This window comes from Leptolyngbya sp. 7M (assembly GCF_018128485.1).
The window spans coordinates 6,493,584-6,506,511 of sequence record NZ_CP070897.1 but is presented as its reverse complement, the minus strand read 5'-3'; the positions used below and the strand labels follow the sequence as shown (position 1 = coordinate 6,506,511).

Here is a 12,928-nt window from a genome sequence, read left to right as displayed (position 1 = left end):
CGCGAAGCCCAGGAACTGAACAAGAATTGGGCTAATCACCTATGCCTGGAAGGGTGACAACAGGGTACAAAGGTAGCTGCTATCGGAAGGACTACGGAGATAACCGGGATTATGCAGCGCAAACAACACAATGCTGAGTTCAAAGCCAAAGTTGCCCTTGAAGCGATCAAAGGACTCAAAACAGTGAACGAATTAGCCAGCGAGTACGGGGTACATCCGACGCAGATTCATCAGTGGAAAAAACAACTGCTCGAAGAGTTACCTGGAATTTTCTCGTCTCGCCGTGCCCAGAACCAGAAGGAACAGGAAGAGTTGACCGCTAGTTTATATCAGCAGATTGGACAGCTCAAAGTGGAGTTGGACTGGTTGAAAAAAAAATCTGGGATTGTCTCTCGCTCATAAACGCCTGCTAGTCGAACCCAATCATCGTCAAATCAGCCTGTCGCGTCAGTGCGAGTTGCTCGATTTAGCCCGCTCCAGTTGGTACTACAAACCGATTGAAGTAGACCCTTATGAGTTGTATCTGATGAACCTGATTGACCAACAGTACACTGCTACTCCGTTCTATGGTATCCGCCGAATGACTGCCTGGTTGCGGACTCAAGGAGAGGTAGTCAATCACAAACGGGTGGCTCGCTTGATGCGGCAAATGGGCATTGAAGCGATCTATCCCCGTCCCAAGACGAGCAAGACTGCTGAGCACCCCAGACGTTATCCCTATTTGCTCAAGGGTTTAGTCATTGATGCGCCGAACGTCGTTTGGAGTACCGATATCACCTACATTCGTCTTCCTGGTGGCTTTGTCTATCTAGTTGCCATCATCGACTGGTTCAGTCGCTATGTGTTGTCCTGGCAGTTGTCCAATACAATGGATGTGCATTTTTGCCTAGTTGCCTTGGAACAAGCTCTGCAACTAGGACAGCCACAAATCTTTAACAGTGATCAAGGCTCTCAATTTACCAGTGAGGCATTTACAAGCTACCTGGAAAATAGAGAGATTGCCATTTCTCAAGATGGTAGAGGACGGGTGTTTGACAACATTTTCATAGAGCGATTGTGGCGCAGTGTCAAATACGAGGAGGTGTATCTCAAAGAGTATCGAACCGTATCAGTTGCAATTCAAAGCTTAGGTCAATACTTTGAGTTCTACAATCATCAGCGTTTGCACCAGGCATTGAATTACCAAGTTCCAGCAGTTGTCCATTTCAGCAGGTGAGGGAATTGAGATGTATTAAAACGGACAAGAGAGGAACAGATGATTAGGTACAGAAGTTAACAGTTTGAATGATTCAGATTAAAAGTTGTTTCACTTTTCATCCGAATCTTGCGGCTCTAATCTAATAAGTAGTTCGATTTTTTAGTTGAATATTCTGGGGAGTTGCCGCTTAAACTGAATAAGCTGTAGGAATCAGCTTGTAGCCCGATCTGATCTAACGTCTCCGATTTATATCTGTCTCTCGTTTACCATGTTAAAAACTCTGCTGGGTGACCCCAACGCACGGAAGCTAAGGAAGTATAAGAACGACATTGTCGAAATTAACTTGCTGGAAGAAGAGATCCAGGCATTGTCGGATGAAGATTTGACCCGAAAAACGGCGGAGTTTAAGCAGCGCCTAGAAAAGGGTGAAACGCTCGATGACCTACTGCCAGAAGCCTTTGCGGTAGTGCGAGAAGCGGGCAAGCGGGTGCTAGGCATGCGCCATTTTGATGTGCAGCTAATTGGTGGCATGGTGCTGCACAATGGGCAAATTGCTGAGATGAAGACGGGTGAAGGCAAAACTCTGGTGGCAACCCTACCCGCCTACCTGAACGCCCTCACCGGCAAAGGTGTGCATATCGTTACGGTAAACGACTATTTGGCGCGCCGCGACGCTGAATGGATGGGGCAAATTCATCGCTTTTTGGGCTTGAGTGTGGGGCTGATCCAGCAGGGCATGAACCCGGTAGAGCGCCGCAAAAACTACGCCTGCGACATCACCTACGGCACCAACAGCGAGCTAGGCTTTGACTACCTGCGCGACAATATGGCCACTTCAATCGAAGAGGTGGTGCAGCGTCCTTTCAACTACTGCATCATTGACGAAGTTGATTCGGTGCTCATTGACGAAGCCCGCACGCCGCTGATCATCTCCGGTCAGGTGGAGCGTCCCAGCGAGAAGTACACCAAAGCGGCAGCTGTAGCAGCGGCCCTGCGACGCAAGCAAGATGAGGACGATCTAGAAGGCCACTACGAGGTAGACGAGAAACAGCGCAACGTGCTGCTGTCGGATGAGGGCTTTATTGAGGCAGAGAAGCTGCTGGAAGTGCAGGATCTGTTTGACCCCAAAGATCCCTGGGCGCACTATGTGTTCAACGCTATCAAGGCCAAGGAACTGTTCATCAAAGATGTGAACTACATCGTTCGCAATGACGAAGTGGTGATCGTGGATCTTTTTCAGCAAGATATGGCGTTTAACACAACAGCGATTATCACTCAAGCTGAGTATGACGCGCTCTGGGAAGAAGCCCGTGAGCGGAATGAAGTCGGCTGGCAAGAGACCGCGTTTGAGCGCCGGCGGCCTATTCCCAAGCGTCTGGGAAAAGGCGAAGAGTGGGTGATCGAGTTGCAACCAGGGCTAACGATTCACATCGAAACCTACAAGTATTGGCGACCGCTCTGCCTTGACTACCACTGCGCCAACGAAGGGGTGCTGCTGTCTAACTTTTATCTGGCGGGCAATCGTCGCATGATCAACCCCGGCATCCAGATTGAAGACGACCGTGAGGAAACCGCAGGCGAAACCTGTCTCTGCTATATCTCGGAAGCGCGTTCGATTGAGTATTTCCCGGCAGAACAGCCCCTCAAACGACTAGGCATTGCCATTGATTTCGATCGGCTGCGCTGCTTTGGTCTGCCTGAGGACAATGCCTCCCCGCTGCTGCAACGCCTGATTCAGGGGAAGGCAATCGAAAACTTCCACCAGTCTTTAGATCGCATTCATCCGGTCATGCAGCAAGCTCTGCGGCAGATTTTGCACTGTCCTTACCAGGGAGCAGTCAGGCGAATGTACCTGGAAAGCAAAGTATTGGAACTGCTGGCGCCGCAATTTGATCACCTGATGGACCTGTCTCCTAGGAATCGGGCAGTTCCTGCTCTGCGACCTGCCGATATCGAGCGGCTGCACTTGGCCCGCGATATCCTTCAGCAACAGTTCAACCATCCCCCCTCGCTGCTGGGGCTGGCTAGGCAGGTGGGACTCAATGACTATAAGCTTAAGCAGGGGTTTCGGCAGCTATTTGGCACTACAGTCTTTGGCTATGTGCAGCGTTGCCGCATCGAGCAGTCCCGACAACTATTGAGCGAATGCGAGTTGAGTGTTGCCGAAGTAGCAGAGCGCGTCGGCTATGCCAGCCCTAGTCGGTTTTGTCATGCCTTTAAGCAGCAGGTGGGACTCTCCCCCAGCGAGTATCGCCGCCGGTTTGGCGCTTGATGGTACACCTGTGGCAATACACCTGCGGCAATATACTTGTGCCAATACGCTTGCAACAATACGCTTGACATCAAAAAAATCCCGATCCGACAGAACAAAATCCGTTTGCGACAACTCTGGAATCGGTGATTGACCTGAGTCCGAATATCGCTATCACCCCGCAGTCGGATATCTCCAGCCGTCACGGTAATATTGCCGCTGGAGGAAGACTCAGAGCGGGTTTCAATGTCGCTGTTGCTAGCATTGATGCGATCACGAGCAGTAATGGTAATGTCTCCGCCTCGGCCTTGGGCTTGGGTGCGGGCACTGATGCGGGCATTGTCGAGGTTGAGACTATTGGTATTGAGATTGATGTTACCGCCTTGCCCAGTAGAGTTAGGGCCTACCGCCGAGGAGATCGTGCTTTGATTGAGAGCGATGGTGTTGGCATTGCGTACCAGGATATTGCCAGCATCACCTTGGCCATTGGTGTTGGCGGTAATACGGGCACCGTTATCTAGCGTCAGGAGGTTGGTATCAATTGTGATGTTGCTTTGATTAGCAGTGGAGCGAGTTGAGGTTTGGGAGGAGTTACGAGGCACGATCGCGTTTTGCTGGACTTGTGTGGAAATGGTGCTGTTGGAGAGAGCAACCGAATCAGCCGCTTGAATTTGAATATTGCCTGCACTGCCATTTCCGTTTGTAGCAGCTGAGATGATCGACTGCCCTTGCAGAGACAAGTTGGGTGTTGTGAAGCTGATTTGCTGAGAATCGCCAGTTGCACCTGGATTAACAGTACTGGTAACGCGGCTTTGGTTTTGCAAGCGAGTAGCTTCCGTGGCGTTGATAGTAATAGTGCCGGTACTACCCTGCCCAGAAGTGCTAGAACTAATGCGCGAGCGATTGAGCGCCAGTTCACCGGTTTGGATTTCTACATTGCCACCGTTGCCTCTAGCTTCTGGCGTTTCAACGGCAGTAGAGATAGCGCTATTGTTCAGAGAGACCGTGTTGGCACGTTGTATAGCAATGTTGCCTGCATTGCCTGTTCCAGCGGTAGATGCTGAGATTCGAGAGTTGCTGAGGGAGAGTGCGGGTGTGGTAAGGCGAATTTGCCGAGAATTGCCGGTTGCACCTGGGTTGACCGTACTGGTGATGCTACTGTTACCACCTAACGTAATCTGCCTGTTTGCATTAACACTAATGCTGCCGGTATCGCCTTCACTAGATGTGCTAGAGGTAATAGTAGAGCGGTTGTTTAATGATAAGTCACTAGTTTCGAGATGAATACTGCCACCCTGACCGATGGCACCGGCATTGACACCCTCTACGGTGGCCTGGGTGCAGACCGACTCAACGGCGCTGAGGACGACGATTTCCTCTATGGTGAAGCGGGTGGCGACATCCTCAGCGGTGGCAGTGAAAATGACTTCCTAGACGGTGGAGCGGCTGCCGACAATCTAAATGGCGGCAACGGTAACGACATTCTGGTGGGTGGTGCAGGCAACGATACCCTAACGGGCGGTGCTGATGCCGATAAGTTTCAGTTCGAGTCCAATACGGTCTTTACGCGAGCCAATTTTGGCATCGACACCATCACTGACTTTGTCAACGATTTCGATCGGGTCACGCTGGATAAAACGACCTTTGGCATCAATGATCTCTCCGAGATTGGTATTGTGGCCACGGATGCTGCCGCTGCAACCAGCAGCAAACTCGTGCTCTATAGCCGCGCCACGGGCAATATCTTCTTCAACCCCAACGGCACGGCGGCTGGCTATGGCACTGGCGGACAATTTGCCAAGCTGCAAGGTGCACCCACAATCACGGTTGATAGTGCATTTGAGTTAATCGGCTAATCGCTGATCCTGATTTGCTCCGAGTGAAATGCTCCTCAATCACTCAGCTCCTTAGAAGGCACCAATGGCGTGCCTTCTTTCTTATTACCCTCCCTTATTACCCTCCGATTCAAGCATCTGATTCTGCAAAATCTATCAGGTTGCATTCGTGCGGTTCTTATTGGGGCGGTTCCCATTTGTGCAGGTCCATAGAGAACTGTAGAAAACTTTTAGAGGAGTAGACTGCTCCTAATCCTCGCTACAATTTACTTCAACGATAAAATAAGCTTAGGCATGGCAAACTCGCTGACTCGAAGACGCTTGTTGGAATGGACTAGCGTGGTCCTAGCAGGATGGCTAGTCGCTTGCGATCAAGGCAGCCGATCAGCAGATAATAGAACTAAGAGATCTCAAACCCTAGACTTATCCAGTCCCGCGTTTGAGCCAGAAGCATTCATTCCAGTTGAATTCACCTGCGATGGCGCCGATCATTCACCTGCTTTAAGCTGGAGCGCTCCACCCGAAGGAACCCAGAGCTTTACGCTGATTTTGGACGATCCAGATGCGCCAAACGGTACTTTTACCCACTGGGTCCTCTATGACCTGCCGCCCGACTCGCAATCCTTACCAACTGCCATCCCAGCTCAGCCTCTCTCACCCTACTCCAGCACACTGTCAAGTTCTTACCACAGAATCTGGAGGAAGGTGGTGAAGAGCGAACTTTCTCTAGAAATCTTTAGAAACGAACATTACCGGGCTGAAAAGTAGGGCTGAAAATCCAATTCAGTTCCATCGCCTTGTTTGGGAAATCGCATTTCTCTGCTAAGCAGACGCATTCCGAACTCGTTCGATCCACTCTTGCCGGGACAACTGGCTCAATTGCAGCAGTAGCACAGTGTACTCCTCGACCGGCAGTTGCAGTAGGGCCGGAATGATAGCCAACAACGATTCATCCAACTCCCCAAACCGTGCTTTCAGCAGATTCTCTACCAGCAACCGCTGTCCTTGCTGTTGTCCTTGTTGCAGTCCTTGTTGCAGTCCTTGTTGCAGTCCTCGCTGCTCAGTGCGTTGCTCCCACTCCAAGAAAGCTTGTGATAATGCCATAATCAGCTCTCTCTCCTCTTGCTCCATCATTTGATTCAATTCTAGGCTAATCTTCCAGTTCGATAGTATCTGCAAGGCAGCCACTCGTCGCGGGTCATCTGGCGAGAATGCTAACACTTCCTCAATCGCTTGCTGCTGGGTTCTGCCTCTGCCCAAGATGCGCAGCCACAACGTCTCCTTAGTCACAGGAAGCTGGTTGATTGCAATCACCGCACTTCTGTAGAGGCTGGGGAAAAAGTAGATGCCCTCCATCCAGTCTGGTCGCACCGCCGCACCACAAGCAGTGATCAGGTTGGCAGAAGCCGAAGTGGTGAGAATCCAGAGTTGGGGCAGTGCTGCTTCGGGGAGGGGACGAGATGCAGCCCGACGTTCAACCTCTGCTTGCAGCCACAGCAGCTTGAGTAGGCAAGAGCGAACCTCAGCTAGGGTTGGCGGGTTGCGATAGGGTTCCAGCAGACAAGGGGTAGCCGCAATTCGTCCTAGCAGTCCGAGGGTAGTCAACTCAGATTGGGAATTGGGGATGAAGTAGAGATCAACCTGCTTGGGTTCGCCTGGTACTTCGTAGCTGCGTTCAACCGTACCGAAGGGAGAGAGGAATTCATCGAGAAATTGTTTGGTGTATTGATCAAACCGAAGCCGAGTCACTGATAGTAAATGAGGATAGTAAACTAGTGCTGTAATTTAGCTGTAATATAATTGTGTATCACCTTGATACATGCCAGTGAAGCAGAGGGTGGTCGTAACCGATAGCCCATGCCATGCACGGTTTCGATTAAATCGGCTACCCCGGCAGCTTTCAGCTTTTGTCGCAAGCATTTGATATGGGTGCTGACCGTCTCTTCGCCCGGTGCTTCGGCTAAATCCCACAGCCGATCTAGAATCGCACTGCGGCTAAAGACTCGTTTGGGGTGGAGCAGCAGCAGTTCTAACAGGCCATATTCCTTAGGCGTTAGGTGAAGGAGTTGCTCGCTGGAAGCATGGATTGCCACAACTTGACTGTTAGCAGCATCAAAGCGAAGATTTTCCCAGGTAATCACCGAGTTATCGATCGCTTTGCCACGTCGCAGCAATGCCCGCACCCGCGCCAAGAGTTCTTCTAAATCAAAGGGTTTGACGACATAGTCATCGGCTCCGGCATCGAGGCCAAGAATCCGATCGCTGGTGCTGTCGCGGGCGGTGAGCAGCAGAACCGGGTTGACATAACCCTGCGAGCGCAATTTCTGACACAACCGCATCCCATCTAGCCTGGGCAGCTCAATGTCGAGCAAAATTAGGTCATACTCATACTGTTGAGCCATCTCTAGGCCAGTTTGTCCATCTGCTGCTGTGTTGACCTGATAGTGATGCGCCGTTAGGCTCTGAGTCAGAATTGAACAAGTAGAGGGATCATCCTCAACCAGCAGAATTTGCATCGGCTTTTTCCCAGACAGGCTCAGAAATTGACTCTGGATAAGCTTATTTCTTATAGTAACGATTTCCTTATATTAATGGCACATTAATGACTGTAGATGTATGGCAACACCCATGATTCTAAGTGTAGATTGAACGATGCTTGTGTAATAAATTACCCGTCTATATTTCTGCGCTATTGTCTATACCCCAAGGCGGAAGACAGATGTTACTGAGCGATGCATCGCGATACATCTAGAAACACAAATTAGAAACACAAATTAGAAACACAAATTAGAAACACAAAACGGCTTTGGGTAGCATAGCTTGTTTGAGAATGGCTGCACCGAACCGAATTTCTACCATCGCTTTTATCGATAAACCTTATCGACCAATAGGTTGATTGCTGGGCCAAAGCTGACTAAGCTGACTAAGGTGAATCAATCAGAAAGGGAGCCAGGAGTCAGAATGATTCTTCGTCCTGTATGGGCAGATTAGTGTCGTCGGCAATCGCCATTGGCGCTATCGCCCAGCTCGGGCTCTCATTGGCAGAAGACCTCGAAGAGACAGAAGTGCAGCCAAAGGTGGCAGTCGCATGACCCAGCGCCACGTTTTGGGCATATCAGGCGGTCGCGACAGCGCAGCCCTCGCTGTCTACATGCGCCAAACAGCGCCGGAGCTTGTGATCGAGTATTTCTTTACCGACACGGGGAAGGAACTTCCGGAAGTCTACGAGTTTTTAGGTCGGCTCGAGGGCTTTCTCGGCAAGTCGATCTTGCGGCTGAATCCAGACAGAGATTTCGATTTTTGGCTTCAGGAGTACAACAACTTCTTGCCCTCACCGCAGACCCGGTGGTGCACAAGGCAGCTGAAAATCAAGCCATTCGAAGCTTGGCTGCGCCCCGCGTTGGCCAAAGGCGAACAGATAAACAGCTACGTCGCTATCCGCTCAGATGAGGATTACCGTGAGGGGTACGTTTCGGGACAAGATAACCTGAAAATTCATCTGCCTTTCCGGCAGGCGGGCATCGACAAAGCGGGGGTAATGGAGATCCTTGAGGCGGCTGGCTTGGGCCTCCCGGATTACTACCGCTGGCGTTCAAGGAGCGGCTGTACGTTCTGCTTTTATCAGCAGAAGATCGAATGGGCTCGGCTCTTGGAGGAACATCCGGACGCATTTGAAGAAGCGAAGCGCTACGAGAAGAACGCACTTGAGCATGGCTCTCCATTTACCTGGAGCCACGGGGAGTCACTTACCGAGTTGGAACAGCCCGCTCGTTTGGCTCGGATCAAGCGCGACCACGAGAAACGGATGGAACGGCTGCGTGCGCGCAGGCTCATGAACGCCCTCGCGAGCGATGAACTCATCGACAACGATGAAGTTTATGGTGCAGGTAAGCTCTGCATAACATGTCATAAATAGTCTGGCGCTACAGCGCCTCGTATTCTAGCACATTGCATCAAATGGTTCAAAAGGGGGGAACAGTGAGCAGGCGGCCCAGCGCACTTCTTCGAGCGAGAGGGCGCTCTCGCTTCGCGCAGCCTCGCCGAACACTCGATGCAGTTTGACGCTTTTCTCACCCGAGCAGACGATGAGGTTCTGCAACAGCTTCTCGGCGCCAAGGCTCTCCGATTGCTTCGCGCTCTCGATCCAAATGGATTTTCGCCGCGACTCAGATCTGCAGTTCCAGCAAGCCCATTTACGAGCGCTAATCCGGGCCGGGGAACTGGTACCACTGCTGCTAGAACGAGACGACAAACTGACCGTGGTGCCCGCAACCGAAGAGTGGCAGGTCGGCGATCGGTTAATTTATCTCCTGCACGATCCACGTCCCAAGCTGCTGCGTCAGTTGGCCGGTGGCAACAACCAATCCACGCTAGTGTTGGAAAAACTGCCGCGAGTCGAGGAGATTCCAATTGCGGCGCTGACGGTGGAAGTAGGGAGCGAAGGGGCGACCGGGTAATCGAGCATTATTTGCCAGATCATGGCGGAGTCACGGCAAAGAACAACCAACTGTTTGGCAACTCAGTGCTCTCGCTATCATGCTAGCTCTCTCTAGCGCGACTTGCTCGAGCCGATACGGTACTGGCCGACAAGACTTAAAATCTCTCTCCCTTACCTGAAACATTTTTTTACAATTGATTAAGGCACATCATTCTGTGAAGCACTCATTGACTTATGGCAACTATGGACGATCGGAAAAAGCGGATTATGGAGCACTTGGCTCGCAGCACTGGAGATTTCATCAAGAAGCCGACTTCTACGATGTCGGACCAACGCAAACAGCAGATCATGGATCACATTCGCCGGACTAGCGGTTGATAGCAGCTCAACGGAAGCATCATCTGCTCGATTGTTTAGTTGAGTTGTCTCCCTGCCTTTAGTTATTGGCGGGGATTTCTTTTAAAAATGGGATTCGATAGTGGGAGCAGCGGACTTGGCCTGGATTTTAAAAATCCTTTTGTTGGAGTTTGAGACGATTCGATATATTGGTCTGTTGAAGAAAGCAGATGCTAAAACAGGGCAGAAACTCTCTAGAATTGAGAAGTTTGTCTGAGTAAGTCAACCGAATCACTGGCCCAGAGTCATGGTACAAGCGTCTCGTTTACGGCGGGCGGCTTGTCTACACTCCATTTCCCCTTTGATTGGGTTGAATCAGTAAACTGGCAATTCAGCATTTGTTAAGTGAGCGTCCTTCTGGGTCGAGCTGCCGTTCAGCATGGAGGTAAAACAGAACCGTGAGTATTTCTGAGCTATTTGCCAGCGGTGGTCCCGCAATGGTGCCTTTGCTGTTTCTCTCGTTTTTGGCGCTGAGCACCATTATTGAAAGAGCATGGTCTGGAATGGTTGGGTCAGCAAGGGCCTTCAAAACCACTTCAGGGCCAATTCCGGCTGGGTCGCCAAGCGCAACTGCCAGACGAGGTTTGCACTGGGATTGTGAGGTAGGAAGGGAGTGGGGAGAAATAACCATGAAATCCAATGGATGGGCCGCAATTTGATTCAGCTTGGCCGCCAAACTGCTTTAAGATCTTCTAAAGATTGTAAATTTTGCTGTCTACATCTAGTTTTTGAGGAGAGTAAAGGCAATGGGTGGCGAGATTTTGAACACGGCCCTTCTATCGTCTGTGCCAATCTTGATCGGGTTGGCGTTGGGCTTTCTGATGTTGCGGATTCAGGGTGGAGAAGAGTAAGCGCTAATCTTCTGGCTCATCGAGATGCTCAGCGACCTCGCGGTAGAGCGTCAACACATGGCTGTCCTTCAAGTAGTAGAAGACATTGCGTCCTTGCTTGCGATAAGTGACTAGCCGCATGGCCCGCAGAGTTCGGAGTTGATGGGAAACGGCTGATTCCGTCATTTTGACAACGGCAGCCAAATCGCAAACACACAACTCCTGCTCTGCCAGCGCCGACAAAATTCGTAGACGATTGGCATCTCCCAACAGGCTAAAAAACTCCGCCATGCGTTGAGCTTTCTCGGTGCTGAGAATTTCTCGGTGCAATTGGCGAACATGTTGCAGATTCACTGGGTGTTGCACTTCGCAGTTGGGAGCGGTTGGGATCGAAGCAGAGTCCATAGGAAAAGCCCATTACAAGTATCATCACAGTAGAAGTGTTGTCGCATTGCAAGCGCAGCCGTAAGTTGCAAGCACCTCAGGGTAACAGCAAACGCAACCTTCTAGAGATTCGCTAAACTCGAACAATGGTTCAGCTAGATTACCCTTAGCGTAACAGTTTTAGCAGGGGTAAAGTTTGGATTGCCTCTGGTTTGAAATTTTTGACAAAGCCGGGCACTGAATCCCTTTCCTCTAGGATCAGTTTTGGTATATCTTAAACTAAGAAAATTAATAAATCGTTACGGAATCCCTCATGAATCTATTAATTGTCGGTGCCACTGGGACTTTGGGAAGGCAAATCACCCGCCGCGCCCTAGATGAGGGATATAAGGTGCGATGCCTGGTGCGCAGTATGAAAAAAGCAGCTTTCTTGAAGGAGTGGGGGGCTGAATTATCGCCGCGATTCTGACCGCACCGCCCGGCCCCAAACCAGAAGATTTGCTGCCCCACATCAGTCAACCACTGCTCGTCCTCTGGGGTGAAGCCGATCCCTGGACGCCGATCACGGGGGCAACCCTGTATCGAGAGTTGGCAGCCCAATCGGAGCAGGTGCAGTTTGTGCCCATTCCGAATGCGGGCCACTGTCCTCATGACGAGTGCCCGGAGCGGGTCAACACTCAGATCATCGACTGGTTGAATTCTCAAGTGCAAGATTCATGAACCTGCCAACTGTGATTCTGCCCGGTTATCTGGCCGGTGCTGCTCCCTATCGAGAGATGGAAAAGGCGCTGCAAGGCTTAGGCTATCCGGCTGTAACGGTGCCTCTGCGTCGCGGTGATTGGTTCCCAACGTTAGGAGGACGATCGGTTTTGCCGATCCTGCAACAGTTGGATCAAACCGTGAAACAGGTGATGCAGACTACTAGCAGCGAGGCGATTAACCTGGTCGGCCATTCTGCCGGCGGTTGGATCTGCCGCATTTATCTAGGCGAAGTTCCCTACAATATTCATCCCAGCGACAGTACGAGAGTTTGTCTGTGGAAGGCCCATCCTGTAGTCAAAACCCTAGTGACGCTAGGAACGCCCCACATCAGCCAGGAACGCTGGACCAAACGCAACCTGGATTTTGTCAAAATCCATTATCCGGGAGCATTTCATTCCACCGTCCGCTATGTTTGCGTCGCCGGAAAGTCTGCCTATGGCAAGCGTAGCTTCGGCAACTGGTTCACCTACAGCAGCTACGAACTTACCTGCGGCCAAGGAGAATGTTGGGGAGACGGTGTTACTCCTATTGCTGCAGCTCATCTAGAAGGTGCCGAAAACCTAATCCTAGAAGACGTATGGCACTCTCCTCGTCCAGGTAGACTGTGGTATGGCTCCGCGACAGTGGTATCTACCTGGGCCAAATATTTGGTTTAAGGATTGGCCCTATTTATCAATGCACACATCCCCCACTTTCCCACCTCCATCACCCCTTGCTTCAAATAACGTTACAATTAGTTAAACGACTCAGCTAAACTACGTTGATTAAATCTACAGAGGGCGGCTCTGCATGGTGATCGAAGTCTTACCATTTCAATTCAAGCTTGATACAACG

General features: G+C 50.9%; 17 protein-coding genes and 1 pseudogene. 13 read left to right on the top strand and 5 right to left on the bottom strand.

Annotated features, from left to right (window positions below):
* Positions 1–111: 111 nt before the first annotated feature.
* The 3 genes and pseudogenes from JVX88_RS34895 to JVX88_RS44770 all read left to right on the top strand — a co-directional run bounded on the left by JVX88_RS34895 (position 112) and on the right by JVX88_RS44770 (position 3,470).
* A protein-coding gene (locus tag JVX88_RS34895; protein WP_315875313.1) for an IS3 family transposase occupies positions 112–1,216 on the top strand; the annotation gives its coding sequence in 2 pieces (ribosomal slippage) (positions 112–380 and positions 379–1,216; 1,107 coding nt in all).
* A gap of 250 nt (positions 1,217–1,466) precedes the next feature.
* Positions 1,467–2,435: pseudogene (locus JVX88_RS44775) on the top strand (DEAD/DEAH box helicase); the annotation flags it as partial.
* A gap of 9 nt (positions 2,436–2,444) precedes the next feature.
* On the top strand, positions 2,445–3,470 hold the full coding sequence (locus JVX88_RS44770; protein WP_315875383.1) for an AraC family transcriptional regulator: 1,026 nt from the start codon (positions 2,445–2,447) through the stop codon (positions 3,468–3,470).
* On the opposite strand, the gene JVX88_RS34885 is transcribed toward JVX88_RS44770, so the two are convergent.
* On the bottom strand, positions 3,407–4,273 hold the full coding sequence (locus JVX88_RS34885; protein ID WP_211623467.1) for a hypothetical protein: 867 nt from the start codon (positions 4,271–4,273) through the stop codon (positions 3,407–3,409). The genes JVX88_RS44770 and JVX88_RS34885 overlap by 64 nt on opposite strands.
* 31 nt (positions 4,274–4,304) lie before the next feature.
* Here JVX88_RS34885 and JVX88_RS34880 point away from each other — a divergent pair, with 31 nt between their 5' ends.
* The 3 genes from JVX88_RS34880 (at position 4,305) to JVX88_RS34870 (ending at position 6,052) form a co-directional block, all read left to right on the top strand.
* The gene (locus JVX88_RS34880; protein WP_211623465.1) at positions 4,305–4,733 is read left to right on the top strand and encodes a hypothetical protein; all 429 of its coding nucleotides are present in this window, start codon (positions 4,305–4,307) and stop codon (positions 4,731–4,733) included.
* Entirely contained in the window at positions 4,730–5,305 is a 576-nt protein-coding gene (locus tag JVX88_RS34875; protein WP_211623462.1) for a calcium-binding protein, read from the top strand. Before JVX88_RS34880 ends, JVX88_RS34875 begins: the two co-directional genes overlap by 4 nt.
* A gap of 273 nt (positions 5,306–5,578) precedes the next feature.
* A complete protein-coding gene (locus JVX88_RS34870) occupies positions 5,579–6,052 on the top strand; it encodes a YbhB/YbcL family Raf kinase inhibitor-like protein (protein WP_211623460.1) in 474 nt (157 codons plus the stop codon).
* Between the two features lie 54 nt (positions 6,053–6,106).
* Here the strand turns inward: JVX88_RS34870 and JVX88_RS34865 are convergent, their stop codons facing one another.
* Entirely contained in the window at positions 6,107–7,033 is a 927-nt protein-coding gene (locus JVX88_RS34865; RefSeq protein WP_211623458.1) for a flagellar assembly protein H, read from the bottom strand.
* Between the two features lie 23 nt (positions 7,034–7,056).
* Entirely contained in the window at positions 7,057–7,800 is a 744-nt protein-coding gene (locus tag JVX88_RS34860) for a response regulator transcription factor (RefSeq protein WP_211623456.1), read from the bottom strand.
* A gap of 572 nt (positions 7,801–8,372) precedes the next feature.
* On the opposite strand from JVX88_RS34860, the gene JVX88_RS34855 reads away from it, so the two are divergent.
* The 3 genes from JVX88_RS34855 (at position 8,373) to JVX88_RS34845 (ending at position 10,100) form a co-directional block, all read left to right on the top strand.
* Entirely contained in the window at positions 8,373–9,200 is an 828-nt protein-coding gene (locus tag JVX88_RS34855; RefSeq protein ID WP_211623454.1) for a phosphoadenosine phosphosulfate reductase family protein, read from the top strand.
* A gap of 169 nt (positions 9,201–9,369) precedes the next feature.
* Positions 9,370–9,741 carry a hypothetical protein gene (locus tag JVX88_RS34850; RefSeq protein ID WP_211623452.1) on the top strand — a complete coding sequence of 124 codons (372 nt, stop codon included), beginning with the start codon at positions 9,370–9,372 and terminating at the stop codon, positions 9,739–9,741.
* A 215-nt stretch (positions 9,742–9,956) separates the two neighbouring features.
* A complete protein-coding gene (locus JVX88_RS34845) occupies positions 9,957–10,100 on the top strand; it encodes a hypothetical protein (protein WP_211623450.1) in 144 nt (47 codons plus the stop codon).
* Between the two features lie 349 nt (positions 10,101–10,449).
* On the opposite strand, the gene JVX88_RS43640 is transcribed toward JVX88_RS34845, so the two are convergent.
* Entirely contained in the window at positions 10,450–10,794 is a 345-nt protein-coding gene (locus JVX88_RS43640; protein WP_211629121.1) for a hypothetical protein, read from the bottom strand.
* Positions 10,795–10,864: 70 nt separating this feature from the next.
* On the opposite strand from JVX88_RS43640, the gene JVX88_RS34835 reads away from it, so the two are divergent.
* On the top strand, positions 10,865–10,969 hold the full coding sequence (locus JVX88_RS34835; protein WP_211623448.1) for a PetM family cytochrome b6-f complex subunit 7: 105 nt from the start codon (positions 10,865–10,867) through the stop codon (positions 10,967–10,969).
* Positions 10,970–10,972: 3 nt separating this feature from the next.
* On the opposite strand, the gene JVX88_RS34830 is transcribed toward JVX88_RS34835, so the two are convergent.
* On the bottom strand, positions 10,973–11,353 hold the full coding sequence (locus JVX88_RS34830) for an ArsR/SmtB family transcription factor (protein ID WP_035999160.1): 381 nt from the start codon (positions 11,351–11,353) through the stop codon (positions 10,973–10,975).
* Positions 11,354–11,645: 292 nt separating this feature from the next.
* Between JVX88_RS34830 and JVX88_RS34825 the strand changes: the two genes are divergently transcribed.
* From JVX88_RS34825 to JVX88_RS34815, 3 genes are read left to right on the top strand one after another with little or no spacing between them, the layout of a single operon-like run.
* Positions 11,646–11,801, top strand: coding sequence for an NmrA family NAD(P)-binding protein (locus JVX88_RS34825; protein ID WP_317134557.1), 156 nt, complete (start codon positions 11,646–11,648; stop codon positions 11,799–11,801).
* Complete coding sequence (locus JVX88_RS34820; RefSeq protein WP_211629031.1) at positions 11,783–12,052, top strand: alpha/beta fold hydrolase; 270 nt, start codon at positions 11,783–11,785, stop codon at positions 12,050–12,052. The genes JVX88_RS34825 and JVX88_RS34820 overlap by 19 nt, the downstream gene beginning before the upstream one ends.
* Positions 12,049–12,750, top strand: coding sequence for an esterase/lipase family protein (locus tag JVX88_RS34815; protein WP_211623446.1), 702 nt, complete (start codon positions 12,049–12,051; stop codon positions 12,748–12,750). The genes JVX88_RS34820 and JVX88_RS34815 overlap by 4 nt, the downstream gene beginning before the upstream one ends.
* Positions 12,751–12,928: the final 178 nt, after the last annotated feature.

Bases quoted from the DNA above. Each gene is read 5' to 3' on its own strand.
- JVX88_RS34835 (WP_211623448.1), top strand. From the start codon at position 10,865: ATGGGTGGCGAGATTTTGAACACGGCCCTTCTATCGTCTGTGCCAATC.
- JVX88_RS44770 (WP_315875383.1), top strand. From the start codon at position 2,445: ATGGCGTTTAACACAACAGCGATTATCACTCAAGCTGAGTATGACGCG.
- JVX88_RS34855 (WP_211623454.1), top strand. From the start codon at position 8,373: ATGACCCAGCGCCACGTTTTGGGCATATCAGGCGGTCGCGACAGCGCA.
- JVX88_RS34850 (WP_211623452.1), top strand. From the start codon at position 9,370: ATGAGGTTCTGCAACAGCTTCTCGGCGCCAAGGCTCTCCGATTGCTTC.
- JVX88_RS34860 (WP_211623456.1), bottom strand. From the start codon at position 7,800: ATGCAAATTCTGCTGGTTGAGGATGATCCCTCTACTTGTTCAATTCTG.
- JVX88_RS34870 (WP_211623460.1), top strand. From the start codon at position 5,579: ATGGCAAACTCGCTGACTCGAAGACGCTTGTTGGAATGGACTAGCGTG.
- JVX88_RS34845 (WP_211623450.1), top strand. From the start codon at position 9,957: ATGGCAACTATGGACGATCGGAAAAAGCGGATTATGGAGCACTTGGCT.
- JVX88_RS34815 (WP_211623446.1), top strand. From the start codon at position 12,049: ATGAACCTGCCAACTGTGATTCTGCCCGGTTATCTGGCCGGTGCTGCT.
- JVX88_RS34825 (WP_317134557.1), top strand. From the start codon at position 11,646: ATGAATCTATTAATTGTCGGTGCCACTGGGACTTTGGGAAGGCAAATC.
- JVX88_RS34830 (WP_035999160.1), bottom strand. From the start codon at position 11,353: ATGGACTCTGCTTCGATCCCAACCGCTCCCAACTGCGAAGTGCAACAC.
- JVX88_RS34875 (WP_211623462.1), top strand. From the start codon at position 4,730: ATGAATACTGCCACCCTGACCGATGGCACCGGCATTGACACCCTCTAC.